31 protein-coding genes, 1 tRNA gene and 1 other RNA gene are annotated in these 22,979 nt (G+C 31.9%); 17 read left to right on the top strand and 16 right to left on the bottom strand.

Annotated features, from left to right (window positions below):
• Window position 1: 1 nt before the first annotated feature.
• From GvMRE_RS13445 to GvMRE_RS03120, 6 genes are read right to left on the bottom strand one after another with little or no spacing between them, the layout of a single operon-like run.
• The gene (locus GvMRE_RS13445) at window positions 2–151 is read right to left on the bottom strand and encodes a hypothetical protein (protein ID WP_172575216.1); all 150 of its coding nucleotides are present in this window, start codon (window positions 149–151) and stop codon (window positions 2–4) included.
• Window positions 141–434, bottom strand: coding sequence for a hypothetical protein (locus tag GvMRE_RS03135; RefSeq protein ID WP_147409679.1), 294 nt, complete (start codon window positions 432–434; stop codon window positions 141–143). Before GvMRE_RS03135 ends, GvMRE_RS13445 begins: the two co-directional genes overlap by 11 nt.
• Window positions 427–591, bottom strand: a complete 165-nt coding sequence (locus GvMRE_RS13440) for a hypothetical protein (protein ID WP_172575217.1) — start codon at window positions 589–591, stop codon at window positions 427–429. The genes GvMRE_RS03135 and GvMRE_RS13440 overlap by 8 nt, the downstream gene beginning before the upstream one ends.
• The gene (locus GvMRE_RS03130) at window positions 585–764 is read right to left on the bottom strand and encodes a hypothetical protein (protein ID WP_147409680.1); all 180 of its coding nucleotides are present in this window, start codon (window positions 762–764) and stop codon (window positions 585–587) included. The genes GvMRE_RS13440 and GvMRE_RS03130 overlap by 7 nt, the downstream gene beginning before the upstream one ends.
• Window positions 757–1,080, bottom strand: a complete 324-nt coding sequence (locus tag GvMRE_RS03125) for a hypothetical protein (protein WP_147409681.1) — start codon at window positions 1,078–1,080, stop codon at window positions 757–759. Before GvMRE_RS03125 ends, GvMRE_RS03130 begins: the two co-directional genes overlap by 8 nt.
• Complete coding sequence (locus tag GvMRE_RS03120) at window positions 1,080–1,883, bottom strand: coiled-coil domain-containing protein (RefSeq protein WP_147409826.1); 804 nt, start codon at window positions 1,881–1,883, stop codon at window positions 1,080–1,082. The genes GvMRE_RS03125 and GvMRE_RS03120 overlap by 1 nt, the downstream gene beginning before the upstream one ends.
• Window positions 1,884–1,941: 58 nt before the next feature.
• Between GvMRE_RS03120 and GvMRE_RS13435 the strand changes: the two genes are divergently transcribed.
• The 16 genes from GvMRE_RS13435 (at window position 1,942) to GvMRE_RS03055 (ending at window position 11,091) form a co-directional block, all read left to right on the top strand.
• Window positions 1,942–2,109: a hypothetical protein gene (locus GvMRE_RS13435; protein ID WP_172575230.1), complete on the top strand. Its 168-nt coding sequence runs from the start codon at window positions 1,942–1,944 to the stop codon at window positions 2,107–2,109.
• Between the two features lie 195 nt (window positions 2,110–2,304).
• On the top strand, window positions 2,305–3,276 hold the full coding sequence (locus GvMRE_RS03115) for an HAD-IIB family hydrolase (protein WP_147409825.1): 972 nt from the start codon (window positions 2,305–2,307) through the stop codon (window positions 3,274–3,276).
• Between the two features lie 7 nt (window positions 3,277–3,283).
• Window positions 3,284–3,547 (top strand): 30S ribosomal protein S17, encoded by a 264-nt coding sequence (gene rpsQ / locus GvMRE_RS03110; protein WP_147409824.1) that lies wholly within the window; start codon window positions 3,284–3,286, stop codon window positions 3,545–3,547.
• Window positions 3,548–3,888: 341 nt separating this feature from the next.
• On the top strand, window positions 3,889–4,131 hold the full coding sequence (locus tag GvMRE_RS03105) for a hypothetical protein (RefSeq protein WP_147409823.1): 243 nt from the start codon (window positions 3,889–3,891) through the stop codon (window positions 4,129–4,131).
• A 15-nt stretch (window positions 4,132–4,146) separates the two neighbouring features.
• Window positions 4,147–4,971 carry a hypothetical protein gene (locus GvMRE_RS03100; RefSeq protein WP_147409822.1) on the top strand — a complete coding sequence of 275 codons (825 nt, stop codon included), beginning with the start codon at window positions 4,147–4,149 and terminating at the stop codon, window positions 4,969–4,971.
• On the top strand, window positions 4,971–5,210 hold the full coding sequence (locus tag GvMRE_RS03095; RefSeq protein WP_147409821.1) for a hypothetical protein: 240 nt from the start codon (window positions 4,971–4,973) through the stop codon (window positions 5,208–5,210). Before GvMRE_RS03100 ends, GvMRE_RS03095 begins: the two co-directional genes overlap by 1 nt.
• On the top strand, window positions 5,203–5,382 hold the full coding sequence (locus GvMRE_RS03090; RefSeq protein WP_147409820.1) for a hypothetical protein: 180 nt from the start codon (window positions 5,203–5,205) through the stop codon (window positions 5,380–5,382). Before GvMRE_RS03095 ends, GvMRE_RS03090 begins: the two co-directional genes overlap by 8 nt.
• Window positions 5,383–5,458: 76 nt before the next feature.
• Complete coding sequence (locus GvMRE_RS03085) at window positions 5,459–5,827, top strand: hypothetical protein (protein WP_147409819.1); 369 nt, start codon at window positions 5,459–5,461, stop codon at window positions 5,825–5,827.
• Window positions 5,817–5,972: a hypothetical protein gene (locus tag GvMRE_RS13430; RefSeq protein WP_172575229.1), complete on the top strand. Its 156-nt coding sequence runs from the start codon at window positions 5,817–5,819 to the stop codon at window positions 5,970–5,972. Before GvMRE_RS03085 ends, GvMRE_RS13430 begins: the two co-directional genes overlap by 11 nt.
• A gap of 1 nt (window position 5,973) precedes the next feature.
• Window positions 5,974–6,858, top strand: coding sequence for a tyrosine-type recombinase/integrase (locus GvMRE_RS03080; RefSeq protein WP_147409818.1), 885 nt, complete (start codon window positions 5,974–5,976; stop codon window positions 6,856–6,858).
• Window positions 6,851–7,759 carry a hypothetical protein gene (locus GvMRE_RS13425; protein ID WP_172575228.1) on the top strand — a complete coding sequence of 303 codons (909 nt, stop codon included), beginning with the start codon at window positions 6,851–6,853 and terminating at the stop codon, window positions 7,757–7,759. Before GvMRE_RS03080 ends, GvMRE_RS13425 begins: the two co-directional genes overlap by 8 nt.
• A 9-nt stretch (window positions 7,760–7,768) precedes the next feature.
• Entirely contained in the window at window positions 7,769–7,945 is a 177-nt protein-coding gene (locus GvMRE_RS13420) for a hypothetical protein (protein WP_172575227.1), read from the top strand.
• Between the two features lie 2 nt (window positions 7,946–7,947).
• Window positions 7,948–8,379, top strand: coding sequence for a hypothetical protein (locus tag GvMRE_RS03070; RefSeq protein ID WP_147409817.1), 432 nt, complete (start codon window positions 7,948–7,950; stop codon window positions 8,377–8,379).
• A 6-nt stretch (window positions 8,380–8,385) separates the two neighbouring features.
• The gene (locus GvMRE_RS03065; protein ID WP_147409816.1) at window positions 8,386–8,697 is read left to right on the top strand and encodes a DUF2442 domain-containing protein; all 312 of its coding nucleotides are present in this window, start codon (window positions 8,386–8,388) and stop codon (window positions 8,695–8,697) included.
• 28 nt (window positions 8,698–8,725) lie between these two features.
• On the top strand, window positions 8,726–9,640 hold the full coding sequence (locus GvMRE_RS03060; RefSeq protein ID WP_147409815.1) for a hypothetical protein: 915 nt from the start codon (window positions 8,726–8,728) through the stop codon (window positions 9,638–9,640).
• A gap of 23 nt (window positions 9,641–9,663) precedes the next feature.
• Window positions 9,664–11,091 carry a hypothetical protein gene (locus GvMRE_RS03055; protein WP_147409814.1) on the top strand — a complete coding sequence of 476 codons (1,428 nt, stop codon included), beginning with the start codon at window positions 9,664–9,666 and terminating at the stop codon, window positions 11,089–11,091.
• 9 nt (window positions 11,092–11,100) lie between these two features.
• Here the strand turns inward: GvMRE_RS03055 and GvMRE_RS03050 are convergent, their stop codons facing one another.
• From GvMRE_RS03050 to pth, 3 genes are all read right to left on the bottom strand, one after another.
• Window positions 11,101–12,201, bottom strand: coding sequence for a hypothetical protein (locus GvMRE_RS03050; protein ID WP_147409813.1), 1,101 nt, complete (start codon window positions 12,199–12,201; stop codon window positions 11,101–11,103).
• Window positions 12,202–12,414: 213 nt separating this feature from the next.
• Window positions 12,415–12,858: a hypothetical protein gene (locus tag GvMRE_RS03045; protein ID WP_147409675.1), complete on the bottom strand. Its 444-nt coding sequence runs from the start codon at window positions 12,856–12,858 to the stop codon at window positions 12,415–12,417.
• Window positions 12,859–13,282: 424 nt separating this feature from the next.
• Window positions 13,283–13,846, bottom strand: a complete 564-nt coding sequence (pth, locus tag GvMRE_RS03040) for an aminoacyl-tRNA hydrolase (protein ID WP_147409812.1) — start codon at window positions 13,844–13,846, stop codon at window positions 13,283–13,285.
• A gap of 365 nt (window positions 13,847–14,211) precedes the next feature.
• Here pth and rsmA point away from each other — a divergent pair, with 365 nt between their 5' ends.
• Complete coding sequence (gene rsmA, locus GvMRE_RS03035) at window positions 14,212–15,039, top strand: 16S rRNA (adenine(1518)-N(6)/adenine(1519)-N(6))-dimethyltransferase RsmA (protein ID WP_147409811.1); 828 nt, start codon at window positions 14,212–14,214, stop codon at window positions 15,037–15,039.
• Between the two features lie 41 nt (window positions 15,040–15,080).
• Here the strand turns inward: rsmA and GvMRE_RS03030 are convergent, their stop codons facing one another.
• The 7 genes from GvMRE_RS03030 to lon form a co-directional block, all read right to left on the bottom strand.
• On the bottom strand, window positions 15,081–15,470 hold the full coding sequence (locus GvMRE_RS03030; protein ID WP_147409810.1) for a hypothetical protein: 390 nt from the start codon (window positions 15,468–15,470) through the stop codon (window positions 15,081–15,083).
• A gap of 354 nt (window positions 15,471–15,824) precedes the next feature.
• Window positions 15,825–18,158, bottom strand: a complete 2,334-nt coding sequence (locus GvMRE_RS03025; protein WP_147409809.1) for a hypothetical protein — start codon at window positions 18,156–18,158, stop codon at window positions 15,825–15,827.
• Window positions 18,139–18,954: a hypothetical protein gene (locus tag GvMRE_RS03020; protein WP_147409808.1), complete on the bottom strand. Its 816-nt coding sequence runs from the start codon at window positions 18,952–18,954 to the stop codon at window positions 18,139–18,141. Before GvMRE_RS03020 ends, GvMRE_RS03025 begins: the two co-directional genes overlap by 20 nt.
• A 291-nt stretch (window positions 18,955–19,245) precedes the next feature.
• Window positions 19,246–19,515 (bottom strand): hypothetical protein, encoded by a 270-nt coding sequence (locus tag GvMRE_RS03015; RefSeq protein ID WP_147409807.1) that lies wholly within the window; start codon window positions 19,513–19,515, stop codon window positions 19,246–19,248.
• A gap of 353 nt (window positions 19,516–19,868) precedes the next feature.
• Window positions 19,869–20,237, bottom strand: a transfer-messenger RNA (tmRNA) gene (ssrA, locus tag GvMRE_RS14495).
• Between the two features lie 162 nt (window positions 20,238–20,399).
• Window positions 20,400–20,477: transfer RNA gene (locus GvMRE_RS03010), tRNA-Cys, on the bottom strand.
• An 8-nt stretch (window positions 20,478–20,485) separates the two neighbouring features.
• On the bottom strand, window positions 20,486–22,975 hold the full coding sequence (lon, locus tag GvMRE_RS03005) for an endopeptidase La (RefSeq protein ID WP_147409806.1): 2,490 nt from the start codon (window positions 22,973–22,975) through the stop codon (window positions 20,486–20,488).
• Between the last annotated feature and the right edge of the window lie 4 nt (window positions 22,976–22,979).

The following is a 22,979-nucleotide window of genomic DNA, read 5'->3' as shown; positions in this document are numbered from 1 at the left end:
GCTATTTATTTACCTCCTTTTCTAGGTGTTGTTTACAGCTGGCACAAACTCATTGCTTACTTATTTTCACTGAACCTAATTTGAGAATATGCTGAAAAGTGGCTGTTTTTTGGCAATTAGGAGCTTGGTATTGGCAAAGTTTAGTTTTCATGCTCTAATTCCTTCCAATCCACTAAAAGAGTAGCATTCATTCGACCTCTTTGGTAAAAAAAGAGGTATTGTTTATTCAGACATTCAGCTTGTTCTATTTCGGGTCAAATTTGCTGGTTTTTCAGTAAATTAGCAAAAACATAAAGGCCTTTGATTCTTTGCTCCGGAGTCAAGATTTCTAGTTTGTAGTAAGATTGGCCGTAATATTCAGGTTTGGTTTTGCTGTAAATTTTCTTTTGCTGAAAATTGATTATTTTGCCAAGGAATTGGTAGGTTTTAGTCATCTTTCCTCCTTTCACATTCCTGACATTTATCTTTCAGGGTGAATACTCTCTTAGGTTTCATTTCTTTTTGGCAATGGGAACAGTTTTTATTTGCTATTCAAAAGAGTATGCCAAGCAAGAAAAGAAGGTTAATACCGGTGAGGATTAGAATTAACATGCCGACCTCCTTTTTTGTTCGTTTTTTCGGATTTGTTTAGTGAGCTTTTTGATTAGTTTCTTGTGATGCTTAGGGTTGAAAGACTTCACTAGACTAGTTATTGGTTGAGGAGTAGGCTTAATTATTGGTTTTGGTTTAAATCAGGATTTGATTTTGATTCAAAGATTATTCATGGATTACCTCCTTAGTTTCGGGCATTTCTTTGAGTTCTTCAATGTCTTCCCCTTCAACTAAATCAGGACAATTATAATAATCATCAATTGTTTCACTGGTGATTAATTTGTGAGTGATATCTTTAACAATTACTCCTAGTCAGTGTCAGTTTCTCCCGAGGGGTTTGAATTCTATGTCATTGGAGGTGTCCCATCAGAGGGAAAAGTTGTCTTCTTTGAGGTCTTGTTCTGTGAAGGGTTGACTACATTGGGAACAATCTAATTCCCTTAGGTAGTTATGGATATTTATGTCTCGGTAGTTGGTGGAGGCTCCCATTATTGGTTGACCTCCTTTTCAATTTCATCAGTTTTTTTATTCAGTTCTTGGATTTTAGTTTGTAGTTTCTTAATAATTTCACTGTTTTTGCCACTGGTTAGCAAATAATCTAAGTCTTGGTTTTGTTTTTCTAGGTCAGATATTTTTTGTTCGAGTTCTCTTATTCTTTGGTTAGCCTTGTCTTGGGCTTGGATTGCTTTAATTCTTCTCTCTGTGTCTTCTAATTCAGAGGCCATTCTTTCTAAATAGGTTTCTGAAGTAAAGTTCGTGTGTTTTAATAACTCTTGCTGATAGTTGGAATACCGAGCATTTTTGGTTAGTAAATAGGCTTGGAGGTATTGGTTGCCAAGTTTACTTATTTTTTCTAATTTCTCTAAGGCTCTATTTTTACTAAAAAGGAAGTCTGTTTTTTGTTGCCATTCTTGTTTTTGCTCTAAGGTAAAAGAGAGGAGGGGTTGAATTTGTTTACGGAGAGATTGGATGGTTAATTCTGGTGGGTCTTTGAGGATTTGATATACTTGACAGGTGAAACTGGGTCGAGAGTTGTTGCTTTTGGCTCAGTTGCCTTTTAGTTGGACTTGGCTTCCCTTCTTGATATCTGGTTTTGCTTGTTTTTTTCAAATGACAGGGGTTTCTTGTTCTTGATTAGGAAACTTGAAAAAGCCGTAATAGAAAGGTTCGGTTTTGGTTTCCCTGGTTTCTATACGGGAGGTTAGGGTTCCTGTGATTATTTGTTGGTCTAACTTGGAGCCACCAACACTGCTCTTTTCAGTTGTATTTTGGTTTACTTTTGTTTCTTTCATATCTATTTGGCTATAGATAAGTGAGCTAGTAGAAAAAAGTTCTGATTATAAAAACATAATGAAAAGCAAGTGTAAAGTTTGCGACAAAAAACTAGATAACAAATTTAAGAGAGTAATGAAATATATGTGAACGCCCTGAAAAGAGCCACGATTTATTTGTCAAGATTGCCAAAAAACAAGAAAAAAAAATAATATGGCTAACTGAAAAAAACAAAGACTCCTTTAAAGGGTTTACTGAAGTAAATAACGAAAACTTGAAGTGATAAAGGATTTTCTAAAATCAACAAATTTAATCATTATAAGTGTGACCAAAAGAAATCATCAAGGAACCACAAATATTACAAATAACTAACACCAAAAAATGTATCGCTAATATTTATGTTTGCTTTTTTTAACACACCAAGGCTATAAAAATATAATTATGGCAGAGAAAGCAACAAAAAAAGATATCCAAATAACTAAAAAAAAATTAATTTTAATCGATTTAGACGGTACTACTTTAGATAAAGATTTTCGCACTTTTAATGAATTAAATCACAAAGTCTTCACTTATTTACACCAATTAGGTCATAAAGTTTGTATTGTTACTGGTCGTAATTATTTATCCGCTTTACCTTACTACGAAAAACTAGGCTTAAATACCTTAATGGCAACTTACAATGGGGCTTATATTAATAATCCAAAAAAAGAAAAATTGAAAAAAGGGACAGAAATTATCAATATTAACCATATCTCAAACGGCATAGTTAGAGGGATTATGCAAGAAAAAGTAGTTAAAGAAAATTTACTAAATTCTTTGGTAGACAATGTTGACCGAGAAATAATTTGCACTGAAGATAAAGATATTTATTGACATGAAGTTTGGTTCAACATGAATAAATTTACTCACACTAACGATATCCTAAAAAGTTTAGAAAAAAAAAACGCTTTACAATTAATCTTGGAATTTGAAAATGAAGAAAAAAAACTTAATGAGATCATTGCTACTTTACGCAAAAAATACCATGTTTCGGTTTTTTTTGATGTGGTTAATAAATTAAAAAAAGACCCAAAAAATTCCAAATCTCCTACTCTTGTTCCTGATCCTAAAAGAATAGTAATTCGCATTCGTTCAGCAGGAGCAAATAAAGGCATAGCGGTCAATACCCTGTCTCACCATTATGGTATTCCTATGGAAGATATTATTGCTTTTGGCGATAGTGAAAATGATATTGAAATGATTAGGGACACAACAGATCGTGGAGGTTGAGGAGTAGCCATGGCAAATGCCGAAACTTACTTAAAAACTTTAGGGCGAGATATCACTGAAAAAAAAAATTATGAAGGGGGAGTAGGAGATTATTTGATTAAATACTTTAACCTTTCTTTGAACACTGAAAAAAAGAAAAAATAATTTATATATGAACAAAATATTTTCCGGAACAGTAGTTAGTAAAAAGGATTTAAAGACTGTGAAAGTAGAATTAATTTCTCACAAAAGCCATCCTAAATACAAAAAGGTTATCAAAAAAGAAAAACGGTTACAAGTTCACAATGAAAATTTTGCTCTAAAAGTTGGCGATAAAGTAATTATTAAAAGCAGTCGCCTCTATTCCAAAAACAAAGCATTTTTAGTTATCAAAAAAGAAGAAGCGAAAAAAAGACTACTAAACCAGGAAGAATAAAGAGTTTTTTTGAAAACACTGAAAAAAACAAGGAAATTAATAAATTCTTTCTAAATAATATTGTCATTTGTTTTTTTCTCAACATTTAATTGCTTAGCCATTTGACCCTTGCTGTTTAGTTAGCCATTAAATTCCGTTGACAAGTTGCTTAACTGAGCCACGATTGGTACTCAAATCCTTCACTCACAAATTAGCAGAATACTTTCCTCATATAAAAAATAAACACAAAATTTTTACTTTTTCTTATTCCTTAATAAACTGCGAAAAAGATTACCAGTAAATTCCACTTTGCTTGAATTTTAGTTCTTTTACCATCCCTTTTGTCTATATGTGAAATAGATATGAAAGAACAAATTATCAAAAACAACGGGGTGTTGGCCGACCACGAACCTCAACGGCTAAATGAAAAATGCTTAATTTGTCCCAACCAAATAGTAACAGCAGGATTTTATTATTGTTCAGCTCACAGCCAACAAATCCAAGAAGATTATAGGCATTGAAAACAAAAGCAGGATTGAGACATCATATTCAAAATCAAAGGAATTATTAATAAGCACTTAAAAACATGCTTAACCAAGCAATAAATAAGGAGGCAATCCGTGAATAATACTCAAATTCAAGGTATCCTCACCTCCCGTATAGAAACCAAAAACACCAAAACCGAACCTTTCTATTACGGCTTTTTCAGCATAGAAAATCAACACCAAGAAATCCCCGTAGTCTTTAAATCCAAACCCACCATCACCAAAGGAAGCCAAGTAGAATTAAAAGGAAATTGAGCCAACAGCAACAGCACCCGACCTAGTTTCACCTGTTCAGATTTTAAAATAATTACTGGTTCTCCTGAAATAACCACCAAATCCCTCCAAAAACAAAACCAACTCCTCCTTTCCATAGCTTGAGAACAGCGGAAGAGTTGAACCCAAACTACCGAATTCTTAACTAAAAAGCAAGAGCAACTTAGAGAATTAGAAAGATACCAAAAATATCCTTCTTTACTCCAAGCCTATTTAGACTTAAAAGCTTTTTATTACTCGAATGAATACTATAAGCAAAAATTAGTCTGAGATGGCCCAACTACTTTCTTGGAAAAAATTGCTTCAGAGTTAGAGGATACCGAAAGGAAAATAAAAGCTATTCAAGTCCAAGATAAAGAAAGAAAAGCCTTGGCAAATGAAGAGACAATTGTTAGTTATTGACGATGGAAAGCCCAACAATTAGCAGTAAATAATAAAAAGTGCTTAAATTGTGTGGAAGACAATATGGAAGTTTACGAAACGATGACTTGTAAAAAGTGTGCGGGGTTAATGTTAGAATGAAGCCAAAAAGCAAGAAAGGAAAACATACCAGCCGACCATTTTTGAAAGTATGAAGCCATTAAAAGACAAAAGGAGATTAAAGAAAATAAGGAGACCAACCAATAATGGCAATAGATAAGAAAACCAACGAATTATTAGATAACTTAACCAACCAGTCAATAAAGATAATGAATGAAGCACTAACAGAAAAGGATAAGATTATTGAACTATGGCAAGAAAGAACCCTTGAATTAAGTGCGAAAAATAGACAATGTTATATTTGCTTATCTGATAAAGATTGGATGCCCGAAACTTTAACTTGTAAGAATTGCCACTGAAAAGCCAAGGAGGTCCAGCATGAATAATCTCTGAACTAAACTAACCAACTGATTTAAACCAAAACCAATAATTAAGCCTACTCCTCAACCAATAACTAGTCTAATGAAATCTTTCAACCCTAAGCATCACAAGAAACTAATCAAAAAGCTCACTAAACAAATCCGAAAAAACGAACAAAAAAGGAGGTCGGCATGTTAATTCTAATCCTCACCGGTATTAACCTTCTTTTCTTGCTTGGCATACTCTTTTGAATAGCAAATAAAAACTGCTCTATTTGCCAAAAAGAAATGAAACTTGAAAGAATATTCACCCTGAAAGAGAAATGTGAAGTTTGTGAAGGGAGCCAAACCTAATGACTAAAAGACAGCAATATATCTACCAATTAATAGGTAAAATCACTGATAAAAAAGCCAAAAAAAAGCAAGACAAAACTATTTATTACTCTCTCGCAGTAATTATCTCCGACCAAGAAAAAATCCAAAAAATTAATGCTTTTAGTGATAGCTGTAATTCAGCCGTCTGAAAAGCTCTCCAAGCAAACCAATTCCTCGGTAAAGAGTATCTTTTCCACTGTAAGAATTTCATGGGAACTTATTATCTCATCAACTGAGAAAAAATGAAGGAGGCAGACCATGAAAACTAAACTTTGCCAATACAGCAAACCAGGTTGTCAAAAAGTTGCTGAATACCAACACATTATTAAATTAGGTTTAGTGAAACTAGACAAAGGCTATATCTGCCAAAATTGTAAGGAATTTATTGAAAAAACAGGGGAGGTAAAGAAATAGTATGAAAACAAATTACCTCAATTGATTACAAGAAAATAACTATTCCACTACTAGCATAATTACCTATGAGAAAATAATTAAAAAGTATGGTCAAGAACTGACTTTAACTACTGAAAGTTTGGTAGTTTTTATAAAAGGATTAGTTAAAAGATTAGAACCTGCTACTTGTCAATTATATACTGTGGCTTTGCTTTCTTATGCTAAATTCCAAAAGATTAAGGATATTGAATGAGAAAGAATATACGATCTTATTCCTGACAAAGTTAAGAAATTTTACACCACAATTAATGAGAAAGAATTAGAATTATTGAAAAGTGTTAGATTTGAGAAGAGTGAAGCCATTCACCAAAGAAATAATTTGATTTTAGATTTTCTCTTTTATTCAGGACTAAGAGTTTCCGAGTTAGTGAATATTAAGCATAGAGATTGACAAAATAATTCTTTACGAGTTCATGGGAAAGGCAATAAAGATAGATTTGTTTTCATTCCTGATTTTTTAGTACAGTATTTCCAACCTCAACTCACAGGATATCTATTTACCCGTTGAAAAGGATTAAAAATCACTACTGACCACGTCCGAGAAATAATAAAACAAAGGTTAAAATTAGCAGGAGTTAACAAGTGAATTACTCCTCATACTTTCCGTCGTTCCTTGGCTACTAATTTATATAAGCAAGGAGGGAGATTGGAAACTATCCAGAAGCAATTAGGACACAGCAGCACGGATATGACAATGAATTATATTCATAATGACCATAGCACTCTCTATCAAGATTATAGCAAATTATTCCAAGAAAAATCAAGCCAAAATCAATCTTTAAAAACTTATTCCACAGCAGAATTATTGACCGAGATAAATAGAAGAGTAGGAGGTCACCATGCTTAAATTCAGATACCACTATCTCCTAAATACTCTAGCATACCAAAACGGGGAATATTGAAACGAAATATCCGAAGCCCGACAATTCCAAGGTAACTTCGGCAGTCAAGGATTTATGCTTGATAATGGTTGAATTTCTTTCACCATCTATGAAACCAAAATACGGGCATTTTATAAAGAAGTGGAGAGTCCAACCTGATTTACTTACTACCGAAAAGATTTACCTAGGCAAAATGAAGTAATCTTCTCCTTCACAGAAAAAGATTTTAGTTGAAGATGTCCCTGTAATAATCCTGAATGTGGTCAGTCAGAAGGGACTTGAAAATTTAAAAATGGAGTGACAATTAACGAAACCATTGAATTAGATGGTAATGCTGAATATGAATATAAATTATCGAGTTATTGTGAACGAGATCCTGAAACTCAAACTAATTGGGCTACTCGGGCTCGTTTGACAATTAGTGGTTCAGGTAATGCTAAATTTGAATTATGGTTAGAAGAAGGAACTAAACAGGAAGAAAGGATTGTCAAGAAAACTACCATCAAAGAAGCTAAAAAGACTACTAGCCAAGAGTTAGATGATGAAGAACTACAAGAAAAAGAATTTGAAAATGAAACAGAAATAGAAGAAGAATTAAACTTAAATGAAATTGAGCAAGAACAAGCCGAACAAGGAATTGGGGAAAAAAGTAAAGAAAGAGAGCAAGAAAGAGAAACGGAACGAGAACAGGAACAGGAAACCGAACAGGAAACAGAAAAAGAAGATGAACGGGAAACTGAACAAGAGCAGGAAACTGAAAAGAAAAGAGAACGAGAAAAAGAACAGGAGAAAGAGGAAGAAAATGAAGAAGAAACCGAAAAAGAGGAAGAAAATGAAGATGAGCAGGAAGAGGAGGAAGAATTGTAAAAAATTGATATGAGAAACTTAAAGGATTATTTAGCCGAAAAAAACCAAATCAAGCCTAATCTTTCCCGAGAAGAATTGTTGGAATTAAAAAATTTGTTAGAAAACTTGCCAGAAAATCAAAAGGGAAAATTAGGAACCAGAACCCGTGAATGTTATTTATGAGAAGTTAACCAAAAACTAAAATAATTATGTTTTGTTATAAGTGTGCTGGGATAATGGAAAATGAAAAGTGTCTGAGATGTGATAATAATTCTTTAAATCAAAATTCTCTTGACTTATCTCCTATTTGTCTAGGATTTCTACCAACAGAACCCTATGGAAGAATGATAATGGCAATGGGGCAGCTTTTTGATGACCAAAGAAGAAGGTGGGAGGGTTATTGGATTTATTTTTACCCCCACGAATTTGTTCCACCAGAAAACAAGCCTCTTAATTTACTTCACATTCATTTCAAGGGACAAGAAGGAGAAGCGAGAGTATATTTACCAAGTTGCCAAGTAGAAGTAAAGTGAGGAAAAATCAAAGATGACAAGAAAATAATAAAATTTGTTCAGCAAAACTTAACTGACATTATGAACAAAATAGAAAGTGAATTAAAAAAAGCAGATATAAAAAATTAATATACTATGGCAAGATTAAGAGAAATCGAGCAAGAAAGATTAAAACCTACTTTCTCCAAAGAAAAACAAGAGGCAAAAATAATTAATTGTCGAATAAGCAGAAGAAAATTGATCACCCAGTTAGATGATGGCAGAGAAATAAGCATTCTGGTCGATTTGCTTACTAAAAAAAGAATATTGGGAGAGAATGTGAAGCCCGAGCAATTAAAAAATCCTGAACTACACAATAAAGGTAGATATATTTATTTTCCCGAAATAGATGAAATACTTCCAGCTTGAATAATTAGTAAAGGTTTATATTCTTCTTGTTTTGATTAATTTGTGATTTATTGATAAAAATAATAATATGTCAAAAGATTTAAAATGTGATGATTGTGGAACTAACTTAAAGGAAGAAGGAGGCATCTATTATGAAGTAGAAAGCAAGAAATTGTGTATTAGTTGTCATGAAAAATGAATCAAAAACCACGAAGAATGTTCTAATTGCCACAAAATAGTAAAAAATGAAGAAACAAAAATATGAAGTTGTAATGATGAAGAATTATTTGCTCCTAATGAAGTAGGTTTTGATGATAGAATAGTTTGTGAAGAATGTTATAACAAACAGAAAGAAAAAAGAAGCAAAGAAAAGACTAAAAGAAAGCAAGCTCACGAAAAAAGATGTCGAATTTTTATTGACCCTCCAAAATTAGATAAAAAAGGAGAAATTACTCGTCGTTGTGAAAACGATGCTTTGTCTGGAAAAGGTTATTGTTCTGAACATAAAAAAGATTTTACTTGTAATCAATGTCAAAAGGAAGTTTGGCAGCAAAATATCAATATTACCATTGGTGATAAATACACTCGGCAAGAAAGAAAAGAACGAAAATTGGTATTATGTTTAGATTGTTGAGAAAAAGACAAAAATAACTGAACAGAAAAAGTTAGACAAGATGAAGCAAAAATTCAGTTAAACAATTATGGTGATAATGGAGCTGGTTTATGATGAGTTGGCATCTATCAAAGAGGGGAAATTTGCCCCACCTGCGACAACTGATATTTTGAAAGCAAATTTAATGACACTTGCTCAGCCAACTGTCAAAAACAATATGATAATTTATCTTCCCACGAACAAGAAAACTTAAAAAATAATAAATCACTCACTAACCCCACAAATACAGAGAGAGAGAGAGAGAGAGAAGCCAAAGAATTATCTCCCATGAATTTTAGGAGGAATAGCAGGATTAGGATTAATTGGATTAGTGATTTATTTCCTAACTAAAAAGAAAGGAGATCAAGAATAACATGGAAAATTGAAAGGACATTCATAAAGATTTTGAGGATCAATGGGGAATTGAATGAAAATTAAGGGGATTCAATAAAAAGCAAACTAAGGAATGAATAGATATTGGTTTGGAACCAATCCAATCAAGTCATGCTCAACAATTAAGAGACATGGAACAAGAAACTCCTGAAAACATTAGTAAACTTCCTGATAAAGATAAATATTTAAAAAAACAGTTCCAGAATTATAAAATTAGGGAAGTTCAAAGTTTTCCTGTAGAAAAGCTACATAATTCTTATAATATCATGCAACTTGCTATTGAAAAATGAGGAGGAGAAAAAAAACTTATTTACTTGATAAAAACATTTCCTTTTGAAGCATGCTATACGACTTTGCAATACCTAAATCGATTTACTTCTTTAATAAGCGGTAGTCTATTATTATCTAAAAAGTTAGATGCTCAAACGGGAGGAATAATTACGACTATTAGTGCTGGGATAGATATTATTCTTTCATTTTCCAAAGATAAAATATTTGGAATTGATGGAAGAGCAAAGTTATTTAATAAACTTTCCGAAGACGTCGAAAATATTTTTAATAATTACCAAGAAGCAGCAGATTCTCTTAAGCCTATTACTCACTTTTCTTTTTCAAAAGAATTAACCGAAGAACTTAGGATTTTAAAAACCACATTAAATAATTTTTTAGAAAACAAAGATTACGTTTTTGCAAGATTAGATTTGCTAAAAGGGAACAGTTTGAGATTGATTTTTTTGAAGACTAAACAAGCCAATAGTTTATTATGAGAAGGTCTGAAAAGAGTTACAGAAATGTTTGGTGACGTAGAAAAAATGCAATATTCAATATTAATTTTTAAAGAAGCAGTGAGTGACTATCTACAAGGAATTTCTGAGGAGAAAATTAATAAACAAATAAAAAAAAGAAGTTTAGAGTCAAAAGTGGTTTATTCTTATTCAATGATTATTGCAAAAAACATAAAAGAGGTGTCTCTATACAAAACTATACAAATTTTATTAAAGAAAAAGATTGGTTCGTTCGACAAGTCAATAGAAGAAATTCTTGATAAAGAAACAGAATTAGCTAAGGAGGAAATAAAGAGACTTATAAAAAACATTTTTAGAAAAGATGAAGAAAAAGGAATAGATACAGCTGTTGGTCTTGTATTTAATGAAATAGACTGAAATGACGAGGATACAAAACGGGCAAGAGAAAATTTGTCGAAAGCATTAGAAGAATTAGAAAAACTGGGCTACTTTAATAAAGAAACAGCAGGTATTGATGTTAGTGAAAAAGATTTAGAAAACGGGCAAGAAAAGATTAAGAAAGACCATCAAGTAATTGACTTAGACGAACATTTTGAAGACAAAGAACAAACAGCTCAAATCATCCAACCAACTTACGGCACTCCAGGCTCATCTAAAAAATAACAAATCCCTTTAGGTTTTATTCACCTTCCCTTGAACTCCTTTTATCTGTTCTAAAAATCAATCCCTTCCCCGATAATCTCGAAACCTCAACATTCCTTCTTTAAGCATTTTCACTCACTTCCTAACAATCTCTTCTTTTTTCCTCAACCTACAATTCTTTAACTTACTTTTGGCAACTTCCTCTCAATCAAAGCAAAAGTTAACTAACTGGCTGTCAGTCTGCTTAGTGTTTTTAGTGAAATGCAGCAAAGCATATTTCTTATGAACCTTTCTGTCTCCCAGTTCACAGAAAAAGAAGTCTTGTATAGCATAGAGTATTTGGTATTTCTTGGGTTCATCAATCATGAAATCATCTCAATTAACTGTGCTAGGGTTGATTTTCTCTTCTAAGGCTCGGGAGTGGGCATCATATTCACCTTCAATTAAGTTGAGATATAACAATCACTCTACTCCTGCTTCATCATCTTTGGCCACTTCCAGAACACCCGAGCTATCATTTTTGGCTTTCTTTTCTTCTGCCAACTTCCGGAGTTTATGAATATTCTTAAAAACATCCAAAAACCAAGCTGAGAATAAATAAGGATTGGCCAGAAAGGTGATTTTGGTGGTGAGAGGCAACTTCTTGCCATCTTTACCCTTCCGACCTTTTAGGCTGTCAATGAGGTCTTTAAACATTCACTGTTCCGTTCTCCCTCCGACATAGAGGAATTCTTGGTCAATAGGGATAGCCTCTTCAAAGACGATTTCTTGGTAGACAGTCCGGGCAATGGCTCCTCGGGCTCTCTGATAAGAAAAAAGGTCATAAAAATCAATTCTTTTGGCTCCTTGGTAAAAGAGACCTCTTTCTTTAATCTCAAAATGGTTTCGGTTAAGTCCTGTTTCTTCACAGAACTTAGCTACTAGGTCTTCAAAAAAAGGTTTGGTAGAAAGTAAACTATCATGCCACCTTCTCCGAATTCAAGCAAAACGAAAATTAGTATCTTTGGTTATGGCTTCCAGGAATGACCAGCCTTTGGTGTCGGACTTTCCTCTTTTCCTGGCTGTGAAGTAAATGTGAAAAAGTGGGGAGAGTTTATAAATGGATTTTCAATTGATTAGTTTAGTTGTCATAGTTTAAAAAATTTTTCGTGTGTATACAAGGGCAAGGAAAGCCAACGGGGAAGGGATATTTGGCAGGTATTGACCGAGTGAGCGAGATTATAAATCTCTGCTCCTTCACAGTCAACCATCCAGCCAACATCTCCTGCCCGTTGTGCTTTCGTCGAGGTTCTTTTATGGATAATTTACGTAGTAAATTATTTTTTCTTGGATAGTTCATAATGCTTACTTTTTGCCTTGGGGATAGAAGTCTAAAACTTGTTTGTTGGTGATTCATTTTCGATACTTGAAAACTAAATTCTGGCCTAAGATGGCTAATTTAGTGATTTGGTTTCATTTCTCTTGGGTGAGGTTTTCTTTTCGGGCTTGGAGAGTTTCTTTAGTGTTTCCTCCTCCGAGTTTGAGGACATAATAAGTTTGACCTTTGTTTTTGCCTTCTTTATATTTCTTTTCTGAGATTTCAGTGATGGAGCCAAAGAGGGAGTAGGTGGTGTAGTTTTGGGGTTCTTCAGAGGTGAAGTAGTAAGAGACTATTTTCTTTAAGATTTCTCCGTAAAGGTTGGTTTGGATTTCGGTTTTGGGAGAGCCAAGTTTAGTCAGTAAATATTTCTCAGTTGCTTCTTTGTTGGCTAGTTGTTGGTTTTCAAGTTGGGTTCAAAAGTTATTCATAATAAGGGTTTTAGCCTACTAAATAGACTAGCAAGTTAAGGATTATTTTAATATATCACTAACACACGAAAGCATATGAAAGTGATATATTAGTGGTATATAAAAAACTAAGAAAATGCTAAAATATTATATATAGACAAAAACCAAAAAAAATAACAACCCTGAATTTAAAGGAGTTTAGCAAGGTTATTATTTATAATAAAGTTTGGAAATAGGCATATATATATTTTACACCCAAAATTTTTTTTATAATAATTTGGTGAACCAAATTTATAAATTTACTGGTTTTTTTCTAAATAATGAATGTGCGCGCTCGAAGGAGGGGAAAAATTTTTACTAAAAAAATATCTTTATTTAGTTGTTGGTTTTAAATTTGGTTAAAAATATATATGTAAGTTAATTATGGCAAGCAACTAGGTTACTATTAATATCCAATTCATCCTAACAACCAATCAGTTAGTTCAAGAAGTATTTTTTTAATTTCTTTAATTTCTGCTTCACTAAATTTTTGTAAAACTCAATCTTTTCAAAGTATCTTTTCATTAGAACCAATACCAACCTTCAATCGGGGAAATTTTTGGGTGCCCAAACATTCAATAATATTTTTTACTCCATTGTGTCCTCCGCTGGAACCTTGTTGTCGGTAACGAAAACTTCCTAAGGGAAGAGACAAGTCATCATAAATAACGAGAATGTTTTCTAATGGTATTTTTCAGTAATTTACAAAATCTCGAACACATTCTCCGGAGTTATTCATATAAGTTAAAGGCTTTAAAAGAATAATTTTTTGCTGATGATAAACGCCAGTGGTGTATAATCCTTTAAATTTTTCTTTTTGTCAGGAGAGATTTAACTGTTTGGCTAAATAATCAATTACTTGAAAACCTAAATTATGCCGAGTTTTTTGATATTCTCTACCTGGATTACCAAAACCAATCAGGAGTTTTAAACTAGATTTTAGTTTTTGGTTATGATTTTTTTGGCTCATTTTTGGATTAAGAATTTTTATTACAATTTCCTTATTCTCTAATTTTTTTTCCAAGGATTTGAAAAGGGCTTTACCTCTAAAATTACCAAGAAGAATTATTTTTTGTAGGATATGGGTTAAATAGAATAAACACACGTTCACGAGAGTGCTTGAAAGAAACGTGGCGAATTTTAGTGATTTTGTTCCAGAAAAAAATAATTTTGTAATGTTGTTGATAAAATTTTTAAATAATGAAAAAAAATCTTACCAACCAAGAAGAATTTGTGGAAAAGATTAACCAATTAAGAGTTAAGAAGCACAACTTTAAAATAATTAGGTTCGTTTTCAAGAAACTTAACCGGAGAGGCTAGATATTACACAAAAAAATGAAATTTCCTTTTTTACCAAAGAAAAAATGAGGACAGAATTTTTTACTGGACAAGAATCTTCTCCAAAAGGTTGTAAACAGTTGTCCCATTGATGAAAAAACAATAATTATAGAAATTGGTAGTGGTTATGGACACTTAACAGAGTTTTTGGCTAAGAGCAACTGTTATCAAGTAATCAGTTATGAAAAAGACACTCAATTACATTTTTGGTTACAGAGCAAATGAAATAAAGAGCAAAAAAATAAGGTTGTTTTTCTCCACCAAGACGCTCTAAAAATTAATTGGCTAGAACTTCGGCAAAAATACAATCAATCTTTAACTTTCTTAATAGTAGGAAACTTGCCTTATTCAATTGCTAATTCTTTGATTTTTAACTTATTAGAAAATACTGAATTATTTGAAAACTTGGTTTTTTTGATACAAAAAGAAGTGGCCCAAAGATGGGTAGCCACTCCCCAAAGATACAAAAAAGAATACTCTTCATTATCGGTTTATATTTCCTTAATTGCCAAAGCGGAAATTATTTTTTCTGTCCCTAAACAATGCTTTTTTCCGCAACCAAGTGTCAACGGTGCTTTAATTCGCCTAGAAATAAAGAAGGAAATTGAATTAGAAAAAGAAAAACGAGTCCAGTTTTGGGCTTTTTTGAAAAATTGCTTTCGGCACCGACGCAAAACTCTTTGAAATAATTTATTAATTGCTTCTTATCAGGAAAAAAAAATCAGAGAAGTATTTCAACAGTTAAATTATGAAAAAAACATTCGCCCTCAACAATTAACTACCCAGGACTATTTAAATGTTTTCAACTTTTTGCAACCTCAATAATTATGTTTCAATTTCTTTTTTTCGTTCAGAAAATTGTCAATTTAAGTTTTTTTATTTTTCTTTATCTTGCCTAGTAATCACCCAATACTTACCAAACTCACTACCAATAAACTAATTAAAACAATTCTTTCTTGTTTCTGTTTTTCAGTTATTTTTATATTTTCTTTTTGAGTATTTGTTAATTCACTAGCATTTTGGTTAATATATTTAGCAATTACTTTATTTCTTTGGTTAGCCAGTTCGTTATAATTATTGGCTTGAATAACTTGTTGAATTTCTTCTTTTTGAATTTCAGGTAATATTTCAGTAAGTTTTTTTTCATTAATGTTTTGAATTTGTTTGAATACTGCTTTATTTCGGGTTTCGGCTAATTGTTGATAATTTTGAATTTGTTTATCTAGATCAATTTGTAAGTTTTGGTTTTGTTTCAATAATTTTTCATCAACTTTAATGATTTCTTGAATGTTTTCACCAAAAGGATTTTTTTCCTGTAATTCTTTCTCTAATCTAGTAATAGTTTGCTGGGCTTGAATTAATTCTTGTTTAATAATTTCACAATCTATATTATCTACATTATTAATAATTGGTGGTTTATCAATTAATCTTTGAATTTCAATAATGGCTTTATTTAAGTCTTTTTCATCTTTATTTAAGCCTAATTTTAGAGAATTATTTAATCGCTGAACTATTTTTTGTTCTTGTTGGTCTAATTCTTGTTTATAATTGTCTCTTTCTTGCTCCGTTTTTTGTTTATCAGTATTAGCAGTTTCTAAATTAATTTTAGTTTAGTCGTGGGCTTTTTTTTCTTTTGTTAATTCTTGCTGAATTTGGCTTAATTGGCTTTGGTCGGTTGTAGTTGTGGTTGTGCTATGTTTAGCAATAATTAATTTAGCCAAAGAATTTAAAGTATTTAGTTTTCGTTCTGCTAAATCAGCCGGAGTAGAGTTGATAATATAAACTTGTCAAGTAGGTTCATCAGTAATGTGTCCCTCATCTCTTAATTGATCATATAAGTTATTATGGTTGACATTTTGATTATTACAAAGTTCTTCAATTACTCACACAACGGCTTGTTTTTGGCGAATAATCCCAATTCCTTGATAAATTAAGCCCACTCGGTTAGTTAGTTCCTCAACATTAGCACTAGTTTGTAATCAGTTTTTTCAGTCATCACCATCAGCAATTCCAGCATTTTGAGGAGGGTTATTTAACCAATCTTTTAAGTCGGCATCGCTTACTTGTTGATTAGGGTCAAGATTAGTTAAGTCTTGGGCGGTTTCAATATTATGTTGTTCTGTGGTTATAGCCGTAGTTAAGTCGTTGCGAATGGCAGCAATGGCTTTGAGAGCCTTCCCTTCTCTTTCGGCTAATTCGGCTGCGTTAGCGTTGTCAATTCAAGCGTGTCAACTGTCGGCAGTATTGTCGCCTGGGTCGGCAATGGTTTCTCCGTCGTCGTTGATTTTGCGTTTTAAGTCATTGTGGTTAATGGCCGTTGCCACAGACCGAGCTGCTTCAATGCGGTTTTTAGTGGCGGTGCGAGCAGCCGTTAAAGTTAAGGCCCGAATGGCTGCTTCTACTTTGCCGGTGTAAGCGTCTAACTCCTGAGCGGTAGTGAGACGGTTAAAGTGCTCGGTTCAACTGTCGCCGGTGGCAATGGTGTTGTGGTCGGTGTCGTTAATCTTGGTTTTTAAAGCGTTATCGTTAATGCCTCCTTTGAGCGTGGTTAAACGCGTTTGAGCGTTGTTCTTCGCGGTGTTTATTTCTTTTTTTATAGAATCAGAAGTTTTTTCAAGATTATTTTTTAATTGATTAATATTTTTTCGCTTTTCTTCGTTAAAATCAAGTTTTATACCTAATTCATTCATTCAAATAAGAAATTTATTATTAGCATTCACTAAATCCTGTATTTTTTTATTAGTGTAATCAAATTCTAACTCTCCAAGACCATTTTCAAATATTTTTTTCAATTCAGTTATTTGCGTTAATTTTTCTTTTCCTTTTAAACTTGAAATGGCTTCATAAATTATGGTAGTTCTTTGGGCTAAATTGGCAGCATTAGCAACATTATTGTCATCATGTAAATAATTTATTCAAGTTTCCCCACTTTTTATAGTTTTAGGGTATAAACGATTAATTTCAGTTGTTAAATTTTCGTCAGTAATGTTTGTTCCTTTGGCATCTTTTAAAGCATTATAAGTAATTTGCATTGCCCTAGGAAAGTCAACCGTTTTTCGCCTGATAAGCAGGCTTAAAGATTCTTCATTTCTTTTTGCTGCTTTTAACATGCCACTTTCACCACTTATATTAGCTCTACCAATTTTTAATATTTTTCTCAATTCTATTCATTCATCAACCCGTTTCTGTCACGCTTGGTTGTCTTCTGATGAATCGTTATATTCCTTTAAATCAGGGATTTCTATAAATTCTTTTAGTTTCCCTTTGGCTTCCTTATCGCGTGATGATTTGCTAATCAGTTGCTTGGTTAGTCTTGCATTTTTAGCGATAGCAGTCTCGTCAGGAATTTCATCTATTGTTTCTTCTGCATTTATAATTTCTTTTTCAATTAATTCGTTTGTGTCTTTAATGGTTTTTTCAATATTCCCTAATTCTTCACTGTCTTCTTTTAATTTTTTTAAGATGTCTTCAGTCTCTTTTTTTCAATCCTTACCTTTGCCACTTTTATTCTTATTTTCATTTTCTATTCTTCCAACATTTTTTACTATTCAATCTAAATATTCGTTTTTTTTTTCTTCGGCTTCATGGGCTCTTTTTTCAGCGTCTTCTTTTTCCTTTCTCGCTGTTATTACTGTTTCCTCATCATTGGCATTCATTTCGTAAACTCTTAATGCTTTTTCTTTGCTATCTAATTCTTTCCTTAAATTGTCTAGTTCAATGTTTTTAAGACGAATTTCTTCTTTTCATAAGTCTAGTGTTTCCTCCAATTTTTTTATTTTCAAATTTAAATCAGGGTTAATATTAATTATTTCAACTATTTCGTCTTCCTGTTCGGAATTTTCAGTCTTGGTTTTCCTGCTTAACTTTCTTTTTCAGTTATTAACAATTCGGTCAACTTCTGATTTTTCTTGTTGAGATAGAACATTATGATAAACATAAGACAAAATTTTTTTCTTCTTTGGTTTGGTATAACTCTAAATTTTCAACTATTATTTTATCTTTTTCACTGTCATCATCTTTATACTCTCCTTGGCAAAAAAGTAAATAATCTTTAAAAAAATCTTTGAGGTCTTGCTTTACAATATTTTCGGCATTTTCAGGAGTTATATTTTTTTTTATCTCATCAAGTTTTTTATTTAAATTTTTTTTTGTTGGGTGTTTTTTCTCTACTGAATAATATTCACAAATTTCTCTGATTATTTCTTCAAAAATTTTTTTAATTTCTGGGGTTTTTTTCTTTTTACTAAGTTCAGGAATTAATAAATTTATATTAATAATAGTTTCTATTTTCATTGTATTATTTTTACTTAAATAGTCATCAATAATTTCCTCAATTTCTTTCTTTTTTTGGTTGCCGATTTCTTGTAAATTATGCCCGAGTTCGCTATCAGCAGGAAATCCGCTAGAATAAGGGTTGTGAAATTGTTTTAATGTGCCAATAATTATATTTACATCAGCACTTTTCTCTTTATAAGCATTTAAGCAGTAGTCTAAATACCGAGCAAAAAATTCGCGAATGGTTTTGTTTTCTCTCTGTTTGTTTAATTCATAATCAAGATTTCGCTCAATTTCTTTATAATAACGATTTAATTCATTTATTTCTTGCTTGTCTTTTATTTCGTAATATTCAATAAGGTGGTTAATTATTTCTTTAAAATGCTTCTTACGCTCATTTCCATCACGATTTAGTTCTTTTTCCACAGGAAATTTTTTTAGCATTTTTATTATTTTAATCTTCATATGTGTTTTTTTATAAGCAAAATAATAAGAGTAAATGATAAGAAACAATATTACTAAAAAAAAAGTAATTGCTAAAATAATTAATAGCACTTTTTTTTAGTGAAATGTTTGTCGGTATTCTGGTTGGCATGACTAATTTATTTTTAGTTATTCCATGGCAGAGCATTTATTTTTGTTCCAGCAGACTAGACTTTAATAAGCATCATAGATAAAAATTTGTTGTTTTTGTTTAATTAACTTTAATTTACCAGTGAAAGTAGGAGAAAACGAGAGATATTAAGAAAGATTTTGTTAAAAAAATCAAAAGAAACTAGCAACAAATAAGCAGTTCATTACCAAAGACAAAATTAGAGAAAAAAGAAATTTAGCCCGATTTGCTTCTCATCAAGTAATTTCTTTAACAAAATCCTTTTTTTCAATCAGTTTGACTTTTGAAGCAATTCGCACAGAAAAGTTAATATTAAAATCATCTTCGCAGGATAACCTTCCTGATATTTTTTTCTCCTCTTTTAATGACTTTTCTAAAATCACTTTTTTTACTTGATAATTTTTTCCATTCAAAAAAAGTTTTTGCTGGAAATATTTATTTTACCTATCTTGGCGAACAAACACTCTAAAAAAAATACTAAAAAAAAATGAATTACTACTTTCACTAATAAAAAAAGCAGTATTTGGATAAAGCCTCTTGGAAGTAACTTATTAATTGTGCCTAAAACACGGGCATTTCAATTGGTATCAACAGTAGTATTTAGAGTATAAGTAAAACCTAAAACCAAGTAAACAGATAAATAATTGCTCTTGGTCAAATAGTAAGTTTCTTTAAAAGAAAAAGTTTCCAGCGGGAGAGTTTCATAAACAATTCTGTTAACAATGTTTCCGCAATTAAAAGATCTAATTTGCCAATTTTGCTTAAATGGTGGAAATGAGGGGATTGAACCCCTGTCCTTAAATAGTAGATAATTAGGACTACAGCTTATTCAGTTAAAATTTCTTGGCTCAATATTAACTGACAAATATTACAGCCAAATAGTTTATTTTAAATAATCAACAAAGGAGTAAGCAAACAAACTCTCTTTGCTAATTCCTTATCATTACGAACTACTTGAAAGGAACAAGTAATAAGAACTAGTTAAGAATTAAATTCTTGCGTAGTTAGTTCTGTAGTTGTTATTCAACAAACTTACAGGAATGTTTGGACTTTCGTCAATTTTGTTATTATCTTGATTTTTTCAAATTTTTGCTGCCCTAATTATCGTCTGAATTAAGTCAAAACTAACATTCCCATTTAGAAGCCATTTTTTTGTTTCCATTATGAGGTAAACATTATCAATGCTTCTTAATATTAATTTTATGGTTTTATGATGATTTTTTTTTCTTTCCATTTAATTAAAAAATAGGTTAGTAAATGACACTTTTCTTGCTTTTCTTTGGCAATAATTTATTTTTGGAGGAACCGGTTGGATTTGAACCAACGAAATAGCAGATTTGCAGTCTACTCCCTTAAGCCGCTCGGTCACGGTTCCATAAATTATTAGACATAAGTGGCAGTTGCAGTGTCAGCAATGTAAGGAACGATTTTTGGAGGAAACAAACTTTCCCATACTTCTCAGTATTTACTAACTAATATAATTTTTAATTCTTTGCGAACCTCAGTTGGAATATCTTTAATATCTCTTTCATTCTTTTTAGGGATAAAAATAGTTTTTAATTTACTGCGGTGGGCCGCGATAGCCTTTTCCTTTAAACCACCAATCGCAAGCACATTACCGGTAAGAGTAATTTCCCCTGTCATTCCTATATCAGCAGGAATAGTTTGTTTGGTTAAAGATGAAAGAATGGCCGTAGTAATAGCAATACCGGCACTTGGTCCGTCTTTTTTTACTGCTCCTTCGGGAGCATGAAGATTAAAGTTACTTTTGTTAAAAGTGGCTAGATAATTTTCAATTTTTTCTTTTTCTTCTTCTGTATTAGTCTTGTCTTTAACTTCTTCTAAATAACTCCTAATATAATTAAAAGCCACCATTGCTGATTCTTTCATCACTTCACCTAAACTACCGGTTAATTTGCCTAATTCTCCTTTTCCTGAATGATAATTAACTTCAATAGGTAAAATTTCTCCTCCCACTTCAGTTCAGGCTAGACCATTAACTACTCCTGGAGAAGGATTTTCTTCTTTTTGCGTAAATTCGTAAATAGGTTCGCTTAGATAATCTTCACTTTTAATAATTTTTGGCGAAATTTTTACTTCTTTTGCTTTTAATTTATCTTTGTTTTCTTCAGTATATAAAATAAAAGACCTAAAGATGCTTTGAATTAAACGATTTAATTCTCGAACTCCACTTTCTCGAGTATATCTGTCGATAATAAATTCGACACTTTTTTTAACAAAATCAATTGCTTTTAATTTATATTTTGCTAAATTTTTGGGTATCAAATAATTTCTAGCAATTTTTAACTTTTCCGAAGGAGCATAGGAGGAAAATTGAACTATTTGCATTCTATCTCGCAAGGGTCGCGGAATATTTGAAAGATAATTAGCCGTGCAAATAAAAAGGGTCTGGGACAAGTCAAAAGGAACTTCTAAATAATGATCGACATATTTTTTATTCTGCTCGGGGTCTAAAACATGCAATAAAATTGAAGAGGGGTCGCCATGATAACCAGAAATTTTATTGATTTTGTCTACCTCGTCTAATAAAAATACCGGATTTTTTACTCCTAGTATCTTAAATTTATTAATAATTTCTCCGGGCATGGCTCCGATATAAGTTCGCCGAAATCCTGATATTAAAGCTACATCCCTTATTCCCCCGAGAGGAATATGAGCAAATTTTCTCCCCATTGCTTTGGCAATAGACTTAGCAAGAGAAGTTTTTCCCGTGCCGGGTGGACCAACAAAACAAATAATTTCTCCTAAATTTTCGCCAACATGTTTAATAGTTGCCAAAAGCTCAAGGATAATTTTTTTACTTTTTTTTAAGCCAAAGTGTTCTTGTTCTAATATTTGTTTAGCCTCTTTTATGTCTTGATTTTCGGGAGTAACTTGGGTTGGCAACCAAGGAAGAGCCATTAAAAGATCAACATAATTACGAATAATATGTGCTTCTCCGGAATGTGGATGCACGATTTTCAGTTGTTTAATTTGTTCCCGAACCACTTTTTTTACTTCCTCAGGGAAAGGTTCTTTTTCTAATCTTTGTGAATATTCTTGCTCTCAACTTTTTGCTCCTGAGCCTTCAAGTTTTTCTAACTCCTCTTGGGCTTTACTAATTATTTTTCGGTATTGTCAAATTTTTTCTTCTTTTTTGGCTTCAGCATTCACTCGATTATTAATGTCTTTTTCTACTGCTTTTTGCTCATTTTCTTTCGGAGGCATTTCTAGCAAATAATCTAATCTTTGAGGTAAATAGACACTCACCAAAATGGCTTGCTTGTGGTGGCGAGGCATTTCCTGATTGATTTGAGCCAAGAAATCAATAAAATTGCCTAAATTACTCATGGCTAAATAATGAAATTTCTCCGCAAAATCTAAGTTAATTTTTTTTAAAATATTAGGCAAATAAGCGATAAATTTTTCAGTTAATTTATTTAAAACTTTTTCATCCCGATTTTGCTCTGGCTCCACTAAAATTTGGTATTCACTTTTTCAAAAATCATTAACTTTTTGCGGATTGATAATTTGGGCTCTTTCTAACCCTTCTAATTGAATTTCTTGGAGCGAATTAATTACTAGTTCGACATTGGCTTCGTGGGTTAAATCTAAAATAATTTTTCCTCAGGTTCCTACGGAATAAAAATTATCTAAACTCTGGATTGCTCCCAGGTCGGCAATTTTTTCCTTGCTGGAAATGATTAATAATTGACCTTGGTATTCTTTTCAAGCCTGAATTAAAATTGGCTTTAATTTTTCGTTTTCTCCTATTAGTGGTAAAGAATAATTACATTTAGGAAAAAGAAAAAATCCATCCGTTAGTAAAAGAGGTAATTGTAATTTTGGTTTATTGATTGCTATTTCTGACATAATT

It is taken from the genome of endosymbiont GvMRE of Glomus versiforme (assembly GCF_003546845.1).
Note: the sequence above shows the minus strand (reverse complement) of the source record. Positions and strands in the feature narration are given on the sequence as shown.